Source organism: Moritella sp. PE36, from assembly GCF_000170855.1.
Lineage (GTDB): Bacteria > Pseudomonadota > Gammaproteobacteria > Enterobacterales > Moritellaceae > Moritella.
Window position 1 is genome coordinate 1 of the sequence record NZ_ABCQ01000075.1, and the last position, 17,699, is coordinate 17,699.

The following is a 17,699-nucleotide window of genomic DNA, read 5'->3' on the forward strand; positions in this document are numbered from 1 at the left end:
ATTCTTTAGCGATACCGCCAGCTTTCAAAATTTCGCCTGCGACCAATTGGCCCATGTCTTTTAAATGGACGTGGCCAGGCACAAACTGGGTAAATGAATTAGCAATAGCAATAATTGGTTTGCCGAAATCTTCTTCTCGGGTACCGGTTGCACGCCACAAGGCGCGAGCACCAGCCATATTACGGCCTTCGGTAGATGTTGCAGAACGCAGTTTAGGCATCGGTTCTCTCCATGAAACAAAATAAACAGTAAATAAAGGAGGCAGCTCTGCACCTCACCTTAATAATAAAAAGTAACAATAATCTAACCAGACGATTAGCTTGGGTCAGCCACGTAATCCAACCAACCCCATTTGTCTTCACTCTGACCTTTAATCAACGCAAAATAAGCGGTCTGTAATTGTTCTGTAATTGGACCACGTTTACCTGTGCCAATGTCAATACGATCAACTGAACGTACCGGCACCACTTCCGCTGCGGTACCGCACATGAACATTTCATCTGCTAAGTACATGGCTTCACGGGCAATCGATTCTTCACGCACTTCATAACCAAAGTCACGCGCCAGAACCATTAAGGTATTACGGGTTAAACCCGGTAAGATGCATGCCGTTGTTGGCGGCGTATAGATCACCCCATTTTTCACGAAGAACAAGTTCTCACCCGCGCCTTCAGAAATGGTGCCATTCACATCCAACGCAATACCTTCAGCGTAACCATGGCGTTTCGCTTCTGACGAAATCAACTGTGATGATAAGTAGTTACCTCCGGCTTTGGCGCCTGTCGGGATAGTATTCGGCGCTAAGCGATTCCAAGAGCTCACGCAAACATCAACGCCTTCTTCCAAGCTTTCATCGCCTAGATAAGAACCCCAGTCCATTGCAGCAACAAGCGCGTCGCATACGGTTGATTTAGGTGTTAAACCCAGTCCAACATTACCAATATAAGCCAGCGGACGTAAATAAGCATTGGTAAGGCCATTGGCTAGTACCGCATCTTTACAGGCCTGTTCTATTTCTTGTTTTGAATAAGGGATGCTCCAGCCGTAAATTTTAGCGGAATCAAATAGGCGTTGAACGTGTTCTTTCAAACGGAAAATAGCGGGACCTTTCGGCGTATCATATGCTCGAATACCTTCAAATACCGATGAGCCATAATGCAATGCATGCGTAAATATACTCACTTTAGCCTGAGATTCCGGTACCATCTTTCCATTAAACCAAACTTGCTGTTCAGTATTCGCCATAATCGCTTCTTCCCTTATGCTGTAATTTTGTATTATTTTAAATAACGCCAGTCCTTGCATCCTGCAATCCAATGCACACCAGCGTTTTCAATAAAGTGTTATATTGCAGTACTGTTATATAGTAACTATGTGCTGAACACTTAATTTACGCACATCAAATAATTTATCTAACTGTTTATAGAGTAAATCAATGCTACGTTCACCAGATACTGTAACCGTAATCTTTATGCCATTGCAATCATTCATTTGTACCGAATTCATGCTACTAATGCGAAAGCCGCGATGACGAATAACGCGTAATATCCGCTCTAAAATTTCCAGCGTATTGGTGGCTTCAATCACCACTTCATGGACTTGTTTAAAACTCATCATATTGCTCCAACATCTCACCGTTATTAACCCCGGGTGGCACTAATGGCCAGACATTTTCTTGCTCTGAAATCTGTACATGCAAGAAATACGCACCATCACTGGCGAGCATACGGTCCATCGCGGGTTGCACTTGCTCTTTAACCACCACCGTTTCACCGGGAATACCACATGCCGCCGCTAACGCCACAAAGTCAGGGTTATCATCGAGAATAGTCTGCGATAATCGACCATCAAAAAACAGGGTTTGCCATTGGCGCACCATACCGAGACGTTGATTATCGATTAATACAATTTTGATTGGTAATTTAGCCCGGTTAATCGTCGCTAACTCTTGGATGTTCATCATAATCGAACCATCACCAGTGACCACAACAGGCATCGCATCAGGACGGGCAAGCGCCGCACCAACTGCCGCTGGCAACCCAAAACCCATGGTGCCAAAACCGGCACTGGATAATAAGTTTTCCGGTTGGGTAAATGTCATGTGTTGTGCAGTCCACATCTGGTGCTGACCAACATCACACGCCACTAGATGATCTTCAGGTAAGCTGGCAGACAATTGTTTTAATAACAGCGGTGCATAGATGGCGATGCCGGGATGATCATAACGAAACGCGGTGTCGACTTTCATCTCTAAGGTATGTAATCGCCAAGGCGCGATATCCAAGGTCATTTTTAACGCTGGCAGAATGAGTTTCAGGTCTGTAGTAATAGCAACGTTAGCAACACGCAATTTATGGTGTTCACACGCATCAATATCAAGGTGGATAACTTTGGCATGTGGGGCAAACTCATCAAGTTTACCAGTCACCCGATCATCAAAACGGGCACCGACCGCAATCAACAGATCACTTTCTTGTACTGCTAAGTTAGCCGCTTTCAGACCATGCATCCCTAACATACCCAAATAATAAGGGTGTTCAGGATCGGCACTACCTATGCCTTTTAATGTGCAGACCATGGGAATATCTAAAGCCGCCGCTAATTCACGCAATTCAGGTACCGCATTCGCCATACCGACGCCACCACCAACGTACAATATCGGTTTTTTAGCCGCGTGTAATAATGCCCGCGCCGCAGCAACTTCGTCATCAACCAAGCCATCTAACGGCGGTAATCCCGGTAATTCCGATACCGTCTCACACGCCATTTCTGCCAGCTGAATATCTTTAGGAATATCAATTAATACTGGACCAGGACGGCCAGTGGTCGCAATTGTAAATGCTTCGGCAATAATACGGTCTAAATCATTTTGGTCTTCAACCAAAAAGCTGTGTTTGGTACACGATAACGTCATACCAAGAATATCCACTTCTTGAAACGTATCCACACCTATCAAGGCGCTCGGCACTTGTCCAGTGAACGCAACAACAGGGATCGAATCCGCCATTGCTTCTGCTAAACCTGTCACTAGGTTCGTTGCACCCGGACCTGACGTCGCAATACAGACACCGACTCGAGCGCCAGCACGTGCATAACCCAACGCCGCCATGATTGCGCCTTGCTCATGTCGCGCTAATAAATGCGCCACACCGCCATCATATAACGCATCATACAATGGCATGATCGCGCCGCCAGGATAACCAAATACTTGGGTTACGCCCTGTTTACGTAAAGCATTTACAATAAACTCTGTTGCTTTCATTAATCTACATCCCTTTAAACATCATTCTTGTAAACCGTTAAACGCCAAACAAAAAAAAACCCCGGTTATCAACCGGGGTTTTCTTATTGCTGGATTAAGCTTATTTTCGCTTAGCAGTAAGTCCCCGGCTTGGTAATTTAATAATTACCACCAGAATGCTGACCACAATAATAAGACGCGAAGTAAACCCAAACATATAACTAATCCAACAACTCTATAAAATTTTTATGATTCATTATTAGCATGGCGAATTTATTTAAGCAAGCCTTTAACCACGTTAAAAATAACTAAAACGACCAAATAAATGCACGGTGGCAATTCAAAATATTAAAAAACAAACAAATTCCAGTTTAAAAGTTCACGCATGACACACATCACAAAATAGACTGTGGCAAATAGGCCTTGCTTAAGGTTTTAAAATAATCCACCTAATTCAAGCATGCTTATTGTTAATTACACTAGGGTATAAATACAACCATACATAGCCAAGGATGATGAATGAATTTAGCCGTAATCTATAGCCGTGCAATTTTAGGTATCAACGCACCGTTAATTACCATCGAAGTACACATCAGCGAAGGACTACCGGGCTTTACCATTGTCGGACTGCCCGAAACATCAGTAAAGGAAGCCAAAGATCGCGTGCGTAGTGCCTTGATGAACTCTAACTTTGTGATGCCAGCCAAACGCATCACTGTCAACTTGGGGCCAGCTGACTTACCCAAAGAAGGCAGTCGTTATGACTTACCGATTGCGATCGCAATTTTAATCGCCTCACAGCAGATCAGTACTAACCGTCATCAACAATTAGAATTTATTGGTGAATTATCTTTATCCGGTAAGCTACAAGCATGCCGAGGCACCATTCCCAGTATTATCGCCGGTAACAAAGCCAGTCGCAGTACCATCATTCCATTTGATAATGGCCATGAAGCGGCACTTATCGACAACGCCAATTGTTTTACTGCGGCAGATTTACAACAGGTATGTCAGCATATTAATGCCGAGCAAACATTACCCATCGCCAAACGGATACTGTCACTGACAACACCAGAGAATAACCAGCAAGACATGCAAGATATTATCGGCCAACAAAGTGCCAAACGTGCGTTAGAGATCTGTGCAGCCGGTAATCATAATTTATTGCTGTTTGGTCCTCCTGGAACCGGAAAAACCATGCTAGCCAGTCGCTTAACCAGCATTCAGCCCGACATGACTGAACAAGAAGCCTTAGAATGCGCGGCGATTAAATCCATTAGCGGCGGCGAGTTTGTGGCCCAAGATTGGCGTCGGCGGCCTTTTCGCACTCCCCATCACACATCATCAGCCGTTGCATTAGTCGGTGGAGGCCGTAATCCGCGTCCCGGTGAAATCACCCTCGCGCATAATGGGGTCTTATTTTTGGATGAACTACCTGAATACCAACGTAAAGCGCTCGATTCTTTACGCGAGCCTTTAGAAGCAGGACATATTAGTATTTGTCGCGCCAATCAACAAGTCGATTTTCCGGCTCGATTTCAACTCATTGGCGCACTAAACCCATCACCATCTGGCTATTACGACAATAATAAATGGGGCGGTAACAACAGCCAAGTAGCAAAATATTTAAGTAAATTGTCTGGGCCTTTCTTGGATCGCTTTGATCTCACGATTGAAGTCCCCGCACTCCCCAAAGGCAGCTTAACCGAGCCAGGTCAGCGTGGTGAAAACAGCGAACAGATTAAGCAAAGAGTGAGTGCGGCGCAACTAACTCAGCGTCAACGTTGTGATAAATTAAATGATGCGCTTTCCAGTAAAGAAATTGCACAGTATTGTCCACTCCAGCAGCAAGATGCGGTGTTCCTAGAGCTTGCCATTGAAAAGATGGGCCTCTCAACCCGGGCATTTCATAAGATAATCAAGGTGGCGCGTACCATAGCAGATTTAAACAATTGTCTAGATATCAACAAATCCCATTTACTTGAAGCACTCTCATATCGTGCTATGGATCGGTTATTACAACAAATTAATGTTTAATAATTGCAGTTTTTGTTTGGCATAACGTGATGATAGTTTTATCATTTCAGCACTTCATCACACCAAGGCCATATTATGTTATCGACATTCACGCAAAAGCTGGCAGGCGCCATTGCATTTCTCTGTTATCTTTTGAATACCATATTTTGGTTGATCCCGATTGTTATGTTTTCGCTGTTAAAAAGTATGATGCCCTTTAACGCTGCACAAAAAATACTGAATCATTTACTCGATGGCTGCGCGTCGAACTGGGTCTCGGTAAACGGCATTACCCAAAGAGTAATAGGTGATCCAAACATCCAAGTAACGGGTATTGACGGCTTGTCGCTAAATAAATGGTACATGGTGATCTCAAACCACCAATCTTGGGTTGATATTTTAGTGTTACAACGGGTATTAAACGGTAAGATCCCGTTTCTAAAATTCTTCTTAAAAAAAGAGCTTATCTTCGTGCCATTTTTAGGCTTGGCTTGGTGGGCGCTCGATTTTCCATTCATGAAACGCTATAGCAAAAAGTTTTTAGCCAAGAACCCACACATGCGTGGTAAAGATATTGAAACAACAAAAAAAGCCTGTGCTAAGTTCAAGCACAAGCCAGTCAGTGTCATGACGTTTGTTGAAGGTACCCGCTTTACTCCACATAAACACAGCCAACAAGCATCCACATTTACGCATTTATTAAAACCTAAAGCAGGTGGCATCGCATTTGCCCTCGATGCGATGAATGGTCAGCTGGATACTTTAGTTAACGTGACAATTTACTATCCGCAAGGTATTCCAACTTTTTGGCAGTTTATTAGCGGCCAAGTACAACAGATCCAAGTGCAAGTCAGCACACAAGACATTAATAGCAATTATATTGGCGACTATCTCAATGACAAAGCCTTCCAGACTAATTTCCAGCAATGGATCAATGAATTATGGCTAAGCAAAGATCAAGAATTAGAAAAGCTTAAGCTAATGAATAAAGTTTAATGGGATATTGAGAGCAAAGAAGAACTAAGAAAACACAAACAAACTGCAACATTCACCAACGGAAATAACAATTACGCCCACAATGTATTAACAACAACATTGTGGGCCAGTTCATATTCATTCGTAAAAAACACCATAAAATAACGCTTTAGGGGTAACCAAAGGCGTAAAAACTGCCATAAATAGAGTTTTAATTCTAAATTGACATTAACATCTCACTTTTACTTTAATCTTAAACGAAACAAGGTGTAACGTGCTATAACTGTTAATGCATTGTTGCATTACTCTTTTTTCGGGACCACATATGAGCACATTAGCACCAAACTTAAACACACCTCTCGATGCCTTATTGCACTGGGAAAAGCATCGTGCCAATGAAGTATATTTACGCCAACCTATTAATGGTACATTTCACGAATTTACTTGGTCGCAAGTAGCAGACCAAACAAAACGCATTGCTCAAGCACTACAATCACTGGGATTAACTCCGGGTGATAAAATCGCGATCCTAGCAAAAAATAGTGCCGAATGGTTTATTAACGATTTAGCCATTATGTACGCGGGTTATATCAGTGTGCCAATTTATTCAACAGCAAACGCGAAAACGATTAATTATGTGCTAGAGCACAGTGAAGCAAAAGTACTGTTTGTTGGTAAATTAGATAACTATCAAAGTCTAGAAGGGAAGATACCGGCAGACATTATTACCATCAGCTACCCTTACGAAACGCTTAGTTGTCAATATAAATGGAATGATCTGCTTGAGCAACACCAGCCACTAGCAACACCAGCACACATCAATCTTGAAGACTTGATGTCAATCATTTATACCTCAGGCAGCACAGGTGATCCAAAGGGCGTGATGATCACATTTGCGGCATTCAAATCAGCCTCGAAAAACATTATCAAGAGCTTCGAATTTGAGCCTGGCGACCGTCTATTATCTTACTTACCATTGGCACACATTACTGAACGTGTATATATTGAAGGCGGAAGTATTTATGCCGGCGAAGGCGTGGTTTCCTTTGTTGAATCACTCGATACCTTCGTCAGTAATATCCAGTCTGTAGAGCCTACGCTATTTATTTCTGTACCACGTCTATGGACTCGCTTCCAAATGGGCGTATTACAAAAAATGCCCGCACACAAACTTAACTTCCTGCTCAAGATCCCATTCGTGAGTGGTTTAGTAAAAGCGAAGATTAAACGCGGTCTAGGTCTACAGCATGCCCGAATTCTTGGCTGCGGATCAGCGGCAGTATCACCAGCATTATTAGAATGGTACAAGCGTTTAGGGTTAAATATTACTGAAGCATGGGGCATGACAGAAAACCTCGCTTACGGCACACTAAACTACCCATTCAACCCGCAAAAAATCGGCACGATTGGTAAACCAGGTGAAGGTGTTGATCTTAAAATTTCGGCGATTGGCGAGATCTTAGTCAAAGGTGACGGCCTGATGAGTGGCTATTACAAGGATGAAGCACAAACCAAAGAGTCATTTGATGAAAACGGTTACTTCAAAACCGGTGATAAAGGTGAAATCGATAGTAATGGTTATGTCAAAATTACCGGCCGTGTGAAAGACATCTTTAAAACTTCAAAGGGTAAATATGTCACACCAGTACCCATTGAATGCAAGTTCGGTGAAAATCCAAATATTGAGCAGATCTGTATTACTGGTACAGCCCTAACGCAACCGATTGCATTAGTAGTATTGTCACCAGAAGCGCGTGAACAAGGTAAAGATGTGATGACAACGAACCTTGAAGAAACACGTCAGCACATTAATAAGTCATTAGAATCACATGCACGCATTGGTCATATCATCGTCTTAAAAGATGAATGGACGGTGGATAATGGTTTATTAACACCAACGTTGAAATTTAAGCGTCATGAACTAGAGAGTCGTTTTAAACCTTTCTACGAAGAGCAGCACCAAGATAAGATTGTTTGGGAACAGTAAGCCTGCAATGAGTTAAGATAAAAAAAGGACGCTATCGCGTCCTTTTTTTATCGCTAAAATCTAATCAAACATTAGTTGGTTTTTGCGGCTAAATATTTAATTAACGCCGTAAGTTTAATATTAAATTGTTCACCACGCGCCTTAATAGAACCCATGTTAATCTGATATTTACCATTCACGATTAATGCTGGTACACCACGGATATTCTTGTCAGCGGTATTTTTATCCATACGCGCTACTTTACCGTTAACAGCAAAACTATTTACTGCCGCATCAAATTTCTTACCGTCGATACCGGCATCCGTAAACACGGTACGAATATCGTCACGACTAGAAAAACGACGTTTTTGATCATGGATCGCAGTGAAAATTGCCGATGACATTTGGTGCTCAACATTCAATAGCTCTGCAGTCGCAAATGCTTTTTGCATTTCGATACCCATTTCACGACCAATAAAAGCAACGTGATTTTTTTCTACTTTAATATCGCTATCAGCGAGACGTTTAGTGACGTCTGTCATGATCGGTTCGAATTTATTACAGTGTGGGCAAAAATACGAAAAGTACTCAGCAACTTGTGGTTGTGATGTTGCCTGCTCAGAGATAACATCATAATGCACACCTTCTTTAAACTGTGCCGCATTAGCAATGGGTAAAAATAGCATTGCAGTGATCAATATAAATAATTTTTTCATCATTTTCCTTCCTGAAAATTGAATTAAACATAATTAACTGTACAAAAAATTAGTAATTAGGAATGAGAGATAACGGCGGTTTTTGTATATTATCAATCTGCTCATGTAAAAATTTCACCTGTTGTTGCCAATACTCCTCATCGGTAAACCAAGCAAAATGACGTTTAAAAGCAGGATCATCCCAGCGTTTAGCAATCCATCCCATGTAATTCATCATGCGCATGCCGCGTAATGGCTCAATCAATTGCAACTGCTTGGCATCAAAGGAACAAAACTCCTCATAACCTTCAAGCATTACTTCCAATTGCAATAATTGTTCGTGCCGTTCACCATGTAGCATCATCCACAAGTCTTGCACTGCAGGTCCTTGACGGCAATCGTCAAAATCCAATAGTGTTACCTTATCACGCCACAAAATATTACCGGCGTGTAAATCCCCATGTAAACGAATTAACTGCGTATTATCCGGCTTATATTGCAGCGTAATTTCTTTTTCCAACGCATCATAAACATCAAAAAATGCTGTTTCTAAACGCTTAGGTATAAAACTATTCTGTTGCAATATCTGCTTGGGTGCTTGTACAAACTCGGCGATCGATAATGTGGGTCGATACAAAAATGATTGCTGGCTTGCAAGTTGATGAACGCGACCTAAGTTACGTCCAACAGACTCCAATGCATCTAGGTTATCCACTTCAATAGGACGACCACCGACACTCGGAAAAATAGCCAAGCGATAGCCTTGATAAATGAATAAACTACGACCATCAAATTGTAACGGCGCAACAACATCAATATCAGCAGACTTTAACTGCAGAGAAAAATCATGTTCTTCTTGGATCTGTTCATCACTCCAACGCACAGGACGATAAAACTTCACCACAAAACGTTGACGATCTTCATCTAGAAATTGAAACACGCGATTTTCATAGCTGTTTAATTCCAATAACCCTGAATCCACACGGATACCGATAGACTCTATCGCATCCAACATAAAGTCAGGGGAAAGCAAACTGTAATCAACAGGCAGATTTGTCATTATTATTTCCTAAAGTACTAACCTCTATATCCAAATAACCGTCATAGACGTACAACAGATCTTAGATTGGATACAATAATAGCAAGCCCAGTATCACTGAGCTTGCTATTTACTTTAACTTACATTGATTATAAAGCTATTTATAGTTGCCGGTTAGCACTACAACTGGCTGATAAAACGGCTTTGCTGGGTAAAGACATAATGCTCATTGCCAAGCTCGGTGATCACAAAGTTTATTTTAATCACCGGTTGGTTCAGATCAAACGGGTCGATGGCTAAACTCACTGGCTGTACTAACAACTCACCCGGCAATACTTCAACTTCACGTGGACCAAACCACTCATGATCAGGCACGTCAGTAACAGATAAACTGTATTTTTGGGTAAATGAAGTCTTATTGATAATTTTCAGTGTATAGGTATTTTCAATATTACCATCCGAATTCTCACTATAGAGTGCGTTTCGATCGCGGATAATATCCATTTGTACGGGTGAAATACTCATCACACTCATCGCAAACATCACGGTCATTAACGTCATGACGATACCGTAACCGACTAACTTGAATCTACTTTTCTGATGAGGCTTATTATTTAGGTCATTTTCAGAAGTATAGCTGATCAAGCCTTTCGGGTAGTTCATCCGCTCCATCGTTTGATCACAGGCATCAATACAAGCACCACAGTTAATGCACTCATATTGTAGACCGTCACGAATATCGATACCGGCAGGACATACCTGCACACAAAGATTACAGTCAATACAATCGCCCAGACCTTGCGCTTTGTGGTCAACTTTACGTGAACGCGGGCCTCTTGCTTCACCACGGTTAAAATCGTAACCGACAATTAAGGTATCAGTATCAAACATAGCCGATTGGAAACGTGAGTATGGACACATGTGGGTACACATAATACTGCGCATCCAACCTGCGTTACCATAGGTGCAAAATGCAAAAAATAGCACCCAGAAATACACAGTGCTACTCGCCTGCAGCGTGAAAAACTCAGTGTAAAGATCAAAAAGTGGCACAAAATAAGCCATAAATGCGAGGCCGGTAACCACTGAAAAGCTTAACCATGCGGTGTGTTTAAGCACTTTCTTTTTGACTTTATCAACCGTTATAGGTCCTTGATTTAACTTCAAACGTTTATTGGCTGAACCTTCTATTTTTTCTTCAAACCAAATAAAAATAAACGTCCAAATTGTTTGTGGACACATAAATCCACACCACACTCGGCCTAAATAGGCGGTGACAAAGAATAATGCAAAGGCGCCAACAATCAACAATAACGCTAATAACATCAGATCTTGAGGGAAAATAGTTAAGGCAAAGATATGAATACGTTGTTCTAAGATATTTAATAAGATCGCCTGATCCCCATTCCACTGAAACAAGGGTAATGCAAAAAACAACACCATAAAAAACCAGCCCATGTATTTTCTCAGTCGTTGAAATACACCACTCATTTTTCTGACATAAATATGATTATCAGGGCCGACATTGGTATATTTTGGCTTAACTTTAGGGGTTATATCTTTTATATTAATGCGTTCTTCAGACATTACATGCTCCTTATTTTATATCTTCGATTATACCAAAGAAGCTTAATAAGTCTTTACAATCATCTGACTTATCTCATTCTTATTAATTTAATCAAACACTTATCACAACCGAAAAACTTGCAGGCAGGTTTGAAAGCAAGTTGACATAGCACCAATTCAGTCATCTCTTAATGGATATAATTATTTAATGAATTAGCGAGGCTATTGGAACACAAATCGGGCGCATAAGCATAGTACAGATCAATACTAAACTACCCTATAACAGATGCTTTAGTTATAAATAAAGACTAGAACAGTCGTTAGTTAAATTGAATATTAAGCAATACAGCGAGCTAAGGTGATAAGCGCTTGGCGGATTTTGTCCGTCAGTAGATAAGAACAATTAATTCGCATGCAGTTTTTATATTGCTGGTCACTGGCAAACAAGGTGCCAGGTGCGATGCTGATATTGTGATCATCCAGTAAGGTTTGGAGTAACTCACTGGTATTAATATGGTCAGATAACACCACCCATAAAAAATAACCGCCACTCGGTCGGGTGATCTTGGTTTCTAATGGGAAATATTGTTCAATTGCATGGCGCATCTGCTGCTGACGAGATTCCAGTTGACGCCTTAACCGACGCAGGTGAGTATCATAGTTACCATGCAAAACAAATTCAGCAATGGCGAGTTGATTAGGCACAGCAGCAGACAGCGTGGTCATAAATTGCAGTTGTTCGATCTGTTTCGCATAACGACCAGCAACCACCCAACCAACTCTAAAACCAGGCGCTAAACATTTTGAAAATGAAGAGCAATGCAATACCAGACCTTGTTGATCATAGGCTTTAATCGGTTTAGGCTTGTATTCTGAGAAATATAGCTCACTGTAAACATCATCTTCAAGTAAAGGAATTTGCTTCGCTGCTAGCACATCTAAAATAGCCAATTTATTTGCTTCTGGCATCGATGCGCCTAAGGGATTTTGGTATTTACTCATTAACCAACAAGCTTTAATATCATGACTATTCACTGCATGTTTCAGCGCATCCACTGACATGCCGAACTGTGGATCTGTGGTAATTTCGATGGCTTTAAGCTGTAACCTTTCGACTGTTTGCAATACTCCATAAAAGGCCGGAGATTCAATCGCCACGATATCGCCAGGTTTGGTCACCGCCATCAGACTCAAACCTAATGACTCCATCGCGCCGGACGTGATCACGATGTCATCAATAGACACATCAATCCCATCTCGTATATAACGTTTAGCAATCGCCCGGCGTAGTGCCACACTGCCAGGGGGGAGTTCGGTTACTGCACTCTGGACAGGCATCGTTTTGATGGTTTTTGCTAATGCTTGGCCCAATTGTTTTAACGGAAATAATGCCGGATCAGGAAAAGCAGAACCAAGCGGCACAACATCAGGACGTTTACAGGCAGTAAGCACTTCAAAAACATGTTCATTGATCTTAATTGCACGATTAGTCAGCTGCGGGATTGTCTGCTGAGGAATGGCAAGACGATTGAGGTGAGCAGCAACAAAATACCCAGAACGCGGTTTAGCATAAATCCAACCTGCCGACTCTAACAGCTCATACGCTTTTAACACCGTCATCGGACTGATGCTTTGCATCTTGCTCATTTTACGAATAGAAGGAATACGATCGCCGGGGAGCCATATTCGCTGCTCGATCTGTAATTGGATCTCAGCCGCAACACCGTGGTAGCGACTTTTTTGTAACAACATAAATCTATTTACCTAAGTATCTACCTGAGTATCAACCTGAAAACATACCGAGCAAACAATCGCACAGTAAACGAAAATTAAGTGCGATTGATTATATACAATATTTTCAGGACTATGCTATTTTCTCACCATACAGACCGACATCCTGACATAACAAGTAAATGGAAATATTAAGCTTTGCGCATATAACGATGGAATTTCTCTACCCAAGTTAATAATTTCTCAGGACTGTTGTTACGCTTCCAGTTACCTGCCACATATTTATTTGCTTCGCTCATGGTGGGATACGGATGGATCGTGCCTAACACTTTATTTAATCCTAATTTATATTTCATTGCTAAGGTATATTCCGCCAATAACTCACCCGCGTGGCTCGCAACAATCGTAACCCCGAGGATCTTATCACTATTTGCAGCCGTTATAACTTTAACAAAACCTTTGGTTTCACCGTCAGTGATCGCCCTGTCTAAATCATCAATATTATACTTCGTCACTTGATAATCGAGTTTTGCTTGCTGTGCTTCATTTTCGCTAATACCAACACGCGCCAACTCAGGATAGGTATAAGTCACAGCAGGAATAACACGATAATCTGTTGCAAACTTTTTCACTGAGCCAAATAATGCATTTACAGCAGCAAACCAAGCTTGATGCGCCGCGACATGAGTCAGTTGATAAGGTCCAGAAACATCACCGACGGCATATATATTCGGGATAGATGTTTGTTGGTACTCATTAATCTCAATAAGACCGCGATCTGTGATCGCAACATCGAGATCCTCCAAACCAAAACCGCGCGTATTCGCCTGACGCCCTAGCGCTAAAAATACCTGATCAAATACAACTGAATCGCCATTCGATAATACCGCACTATATTGACCATCTTCATTCACAAAGCGCGCAACTTTATTACCTAACAATATAGAGACACCATCCGCTTGCAACTCAGCTTGCACGACAGCAACTGCATCTTCATCTTCACGACCCAATATTTGCGTAGCCATTTCAACTTGGGTAACAGCAGAGCCTAAACGGGCAAAGCTTTGTGCTATTTCACAACCAATAGGTCCACCGCCTAATACTAATAAACGAGACGGTTGTTCTGCTAACTGCCACAAGGTTTCTGATGTTAAATAGGGAACATCTGTTAATCCCGGAATTGGCGGCACAATAGGACGGGCGCCCGTTGCCACGATTATATTTTTTGTGGTTAATACCTGATCACCAATCCGTACATGCCAAGGGTCAATAATTTTGGCTTCTGCGGTTAGACATTCAACCCCCATAGCTGAATAACGCGCGATAGAGTCATGCGGCTCTATCGTCTTAATGACATTTTTAATACGTCCCATCACCCTTGCAAAGTTGATATTGTTAATCTCGGCATCAATCCCAAACTCATACGCACGGCTAATTTCGGCCACCGCATGTGCGCTACGGATCAACGCTTTAGAAGGTACACAACCGGTATTTAAACAGTCACCACCCATTTGATGTTTTTCAACTAACGTCACTTTTGATTTAACGGCTGCCGCAATGTAAGCACTAACCAAACCGCCAGCACCAGCACCTATGATGATCATGTTTCGATCAAATGATTTTGGTTTAGTCCAACGCGCATAACGTTTACGTTGACTAAATAGTGCTAACCCACGTTTCGCAATCCAAGGAAAAACACCCAATAATACCAATGCACTGAGCAATGATGGTGAAGCAATACCCGATAAACTATTTATTTCACTTAACTGTGTACCGGCCCAAACATAAACCGCCGTACCCGCTAACATACCCACCTGACTTACAAGGTAAAAACTACGGGTACTAATCTTAGTTAATCCCATCAAAATATTGATCACAAAGAAGGGGAAAACCGGGATCAATCGCAACGAGAATAAATAGAAGTTACCTTCCTTTTCCATGCCTTTATTAATCGCAGCAAGGCGTGCAGCAAATTTATTCTGTACATAATCACGTAATAAATAGCGGCTAACTAAAAAAGCCAGCGTAGCGCCCATCGAACTAGCAAAAGAGATAAGTAGCAGGCCATAACCAAAACCAAATAACCCACCACCCAGTAAAGTCAGTAATACCGCCCCCGGTAATGAAAATCCGGTGATAACCACATAACTCACAAAGAAGATCAGCATAGCCAAAGCGCGATTATCCGCAATATAATCGCCAGAGGTTTGCTGCAATATTTTAATTTGCTCCAGAGAAGCGTATTGGTTTAGATCAAAACCATACCACAGTGAAAACACTGCAATAATGACGAAAATAATAATTTTTTTGTTATGCGAGCTTGAGTCGCGATCATTCGTAGCCATGCGGCAACTATCCTTGCACTAATTAATCAATATAACCGTAAGCTTAATCCGGAATAATCACAAAAGTCTCACGACTCTCTTCCCATTCTATATTTATGTTAAGTTTCAGTACGGTTAAGTACATTAATGGATCTTTGGATGTTTATCTACTTGGCGGGATAATATTTATTGATAGATTCCGAACGTATATCTATATTTGACGAAATAATTAAGGTACAAGAAAAATAATACTAATAAACAAAGAATTATTAAACTCTCAAACAAAAACAGCGAAATAGAGTTAAGCTATATCGCTGTTAATAATTTGATTAATGCTGATACTGATAGCAGCGTAATTAAATAATAAACTCCGGACCCAAGCCAAAGCTCCACATCACCACAGTGAACCCCATTGAGGCGACAAATAATACTAAACCAACAGTTAATAATGACGACGCATAAATGAAACCACGTTCTTCAGTGATATGCATAATAATCGGAACCCCGGTATACAGAGCCCGTACCGAAAATGCTACCCCAACTAATAGTGCGAGCATGATCACCCAAGCAATAGGGATCAAGGCTACGATACCAGTAATAAAGATAGGTGCAGCTGTGTATGTTGTTAGCTCTAACGCTTGAGTAAAACTCGATGATGATCCAAAATTGGCCGCCATCCACTGCACAAACAGCGAAAACGTTGCCACAATAGCAATACTCGCAATCACCATACCGACTGCCATTATCGCTGCACTGGAGGAAGATAAATAGGTTGTGTCACCAAAGCCAAGCTTCCAACCGGTCACCGATGCGGTATACCATGCTGATACAGCAGGTATTAACGCAAATAAAAACAGACTCACCACTACCGATAATAAAGACTCATGGTGCGTATCAATATCAATCCATTCGTCCTTGGGCTGCACGTATAAACCCCATAAGTGTTTTACTAACATAAGCTGATTCCTTAATGTAAAAGTTGCATCAAATTAAGTATTAGCGAATATATTGAGATTGCCATGTGAATTAAGAACTATTACACATAATAGTGATCAGGAGTACGAACTGGGTCTTAAGGTATTGAAAAGTCATTTGGATATTTAGACTATAACAACTGTATAAGGTTATTTACTTTAATTTCAGGCTTTCGTTGTTTGTTGGCAAAGAGAAAGAGCGGACGGCTATCTATAAACCACAACCCGCGTCCCTCGCCGTGACAGGTCACTTGTCTCATCAAAATTATAACGACCACCAGGGATGATGGAAGTGCTGATAAATGCCGGGAGCATTTCCAGTCCAACTGAAGAATAATAACAAGAACTAGCACTCCCCCACAATCTGCGCTTTCTGTTTGCTGAATTTCAGGCACAAAAAAAGCCTGAATCTTTCGATTCAGGCTTTCGTTGTTTGTTGGCGGAGTGGACGGGACTCGAACCCGCGACCCCCGGCGTGACAGGCCGGTATTCTAACCAACTGAACTACCACTCCGCACAATCTGTGCTGATAAATATCAGTCTAAATTTTGTGTCTTTCGACATTATTTGGCGCTTGGCGATGCCCTACTCTCACATGGGGAAACCCCACACTACCATCGGCGTTATTACGTTTCACTACTGAGTTCGGAATGGAGTCAGGTGGTACCGCAACACTATGGTCACCAAGCAAATCTGGTTTGCTTTCTATATAGAAACTTTACGTTTCATTTTAATTTGAAAAGCTATAAATAAAGAAGTCTTTAAAACATAAAGTGTTCAATCAATTCTTAAGTCAAATTTCAATTAATCATACTTTAATTTGTATGGTTAAGCCTCACGGGTAATTAGTACAAGTTAGCTCAATGCCTCACAGCACTTACACACCTTGCCTATCAACGTTGTAGTCTCCAACGGCCCTTCAGGGAGCTTAAAGCTCCAGTGAGAACTCATCTCGAGGCCTGCTTCCCGCTTAGATGCTTTCAGCGGTTATCAGTTCCGAACTTAGCTACCGGGCAATGCCATTGGCATGACAACCCGAACACCAGTGGTTCGTCCACTCCGGTCCTCTCGTACTAGGAGCAGCTCCTCTCAATTCTCAAACGCCCACGGCAGATAGGGACCGAACTGTCTCACGACGTTCTAAACCCAGCTCGCGTACCACTTTAAATGGC

Annotated in this window: 13 protein-coding genes, 1 tRNA gene and 2 rRNA genes; 3 read left to right on the top strand and 13 right to left on the bottom strand. The window is 41.8% G+C overall.

All coding sequences use genetic code 11. The annotated features are described in order from the left end of the window. From PE36_RS21990 to ilvG, 4 genes are all read right to left on the bottom strand, one after another. Positions 1-220, bottom strand: a 220-nt coding sequence (locus tag PE36_RS21990; protein WP_006034319.1) for a dihydroxy-acid dehydratase, incomplete at its 3' end; no start/stop codon positions are given. A 95-nt stretch (positions 221-315) separates the two neighbouring features. Continuing rightward, positions 316-1,245: a branched-chain amino acid transaminase gene (locus tag PE36_RS21995; protein ID WP_006034320.1), complete on the bottom strand. Its 930-nt coding sequence runs from the start codon at positions 1,243-1,245 to the stop codon at positions 316-318. Positions 1,246-1,359: 114 nt separating this feature from the next. Then, on the bottom strand, positions 1,360-1,617 hold the full coding sequence (gene ilvM, locus PE36_RS22000) for an acetolactate synthase 2 small subunit (protein WP_006034321.1): 258 nt from the start codon (positions 1,615-1,617) through the stop codon (positions 1,360-1,362). Then, on the bottom strand, positions 1,604-3,262 hold the full coding sequence (ilvG, locus tag PE36_RS22005) for an acetolactate synthase 2 catalytic subunit (RefSeq protein ID WP_006034322.1): 1,659 nt from the start codon (positions 3,260-3,262) through the stop codon (positions 1,604-1,606). The genes ilvM and ilvG overlap by 14 nt, the downstream gene beginning before the upstream one ends. A 498-nt stretch (positions 3,263-3,760) precedes the next feature. Between ilvG and PE36_RS22010 the strand changes: the two genes are divergently transcribed. From PE36_RS22010 to PE36_RS22020, 3 genes are all read left to right on the top strand, one after another. Next, positions 3,761-5,278, top strand: a complete 1,518-nt coding sequence (locus tag PE36_RS22010; protein ID WP_006034323.1) for a YifB family Mg chelatase-like AAA ATPase — start codon at positions 3,761-3,763, stop codon at positions 5,276-5,278. Positions 5,279-5,353: 75 nt separating this feature from the next. Next, complete coding sequence (locus PE36_RS22015) at positions 5,354-6,253, top strand: acyltransferase (protein WP_006034324.1); 900 nt, start codon at positions 5,354-5,356, stop codon at positions 6,251-6,253. A gap of 304 nt (positions 6,254-6,557) precedes the next feature. Further along, complete coding sequence (locus tag PE36_RS22020) at positions 6,558-8,219, top strand: AMP-binding protein (protein WP_006034325.1); 1,662 nt, start codon at positions 6,558-6,560, stop codon at positions 8,217-8,219. Between the two features lie 71 nt (positions 8,220-8,290). Here the strand turns inward: PE36_RS22020 and PE36_RS22025 are convergent, their stop codons facing one another. The 9 genes from PE36_RS22025 to PE36_RS22070 all read right to left on the bottom strand — a co-directional run. Further along, positions 8,291-8,917, bottom strand: coding sequence for a thiol:disulfide interchange protein DsbA/DsbL (locus PE36_RS22025; protein ID WP_006034326.1), 627 nt, complete (start codon positions 8,915-8,917; stop codon positions 8,291-8,293). A gap of 46 nt (positions 8,918-8,963) precedes the next feature. After that, positions 8,964-9,953: a serine/threonine protein kinase gene (locus PE36_RS22030; RefSeq protein WP_006034327.1), complete on the bottom strand. Its 990-nt coding sequence runs from the start codon at positions 9,951-9,953 to the stop codon at positions 8,964-8,966. Between the two features lie 159 nt (positions 9,954-10,112). Continuing rightward, positions 10,113-11,519: a cytochrome c oxidase accessory protein CcoG gene (gene ccoG / locus PE36_RS22035; protein WP_006034328.1), complete on the bottom strand. Its 1,407-nt coding sequence runs from the start codon at positions 11,517-11,519 to the stop codon at positions 10,113-10,115. A gap of 315 nt (positions 11,520-11,834) precedes the next feature. Next, positions 11,835-13,250 carry a PLP-dependent aminotransferase family protein gene (locus PE36_RS22040; protein WP_006034329.1) on the bottom strand — a complete coding sequence of 472 codons (1,416 nt, stop codon included), beginning with the start codon at positions 13,248-13,250 and terminating at the stop codon, positions 11,835-11,837. Between the two features lie 170 nt (positions 13,251-13,420). Then, a complete protein-coding gene (locus tag PE36_RS22045) occupies positions 13,421-15,574 on the bottom strand; it encodes an FAD-dependent oxidoreductase (protein WP_006034330.1) in 2,154 nt (717 codons plus the stop codon). A gap of 335 nt (positions 15,575-15,909) precedes the next feature. Then, on the bottom strand, positions 15,910-16,509 hold the full coding sequence (locus tag PE36_RS22050) for a Yip1 family protein (protein WP_006034331.1): 600 nt from the start codon (positions 16,507-16,509) through the stop codon (positions 15,910-15,912). A 455-nt stretch (positions 16,510-16,964) separates the two neighbouring features. Continuing rightward, a tRNA-Asp gene (locus tag PE36_RS22060) sits at positions 16,965-17,041 on the bottom strand. 58 nt (positions 17,042-17,099) lie between these two features. After that, positions 17,100-17,215: ribosomal RNA gene (rrf, locus tag PE36_RS22065) — 5S ribosomal RNA — on the bottom strand. A gap of 136 nt (positions 17,216-17,351) precedes the next feature. After that, positions 17,352-17,699: ribosomal RNA gene (locus tag PE36_RS22070) — 23S ribosomal RNA — on the bottom strand; the annotation flags it as partial.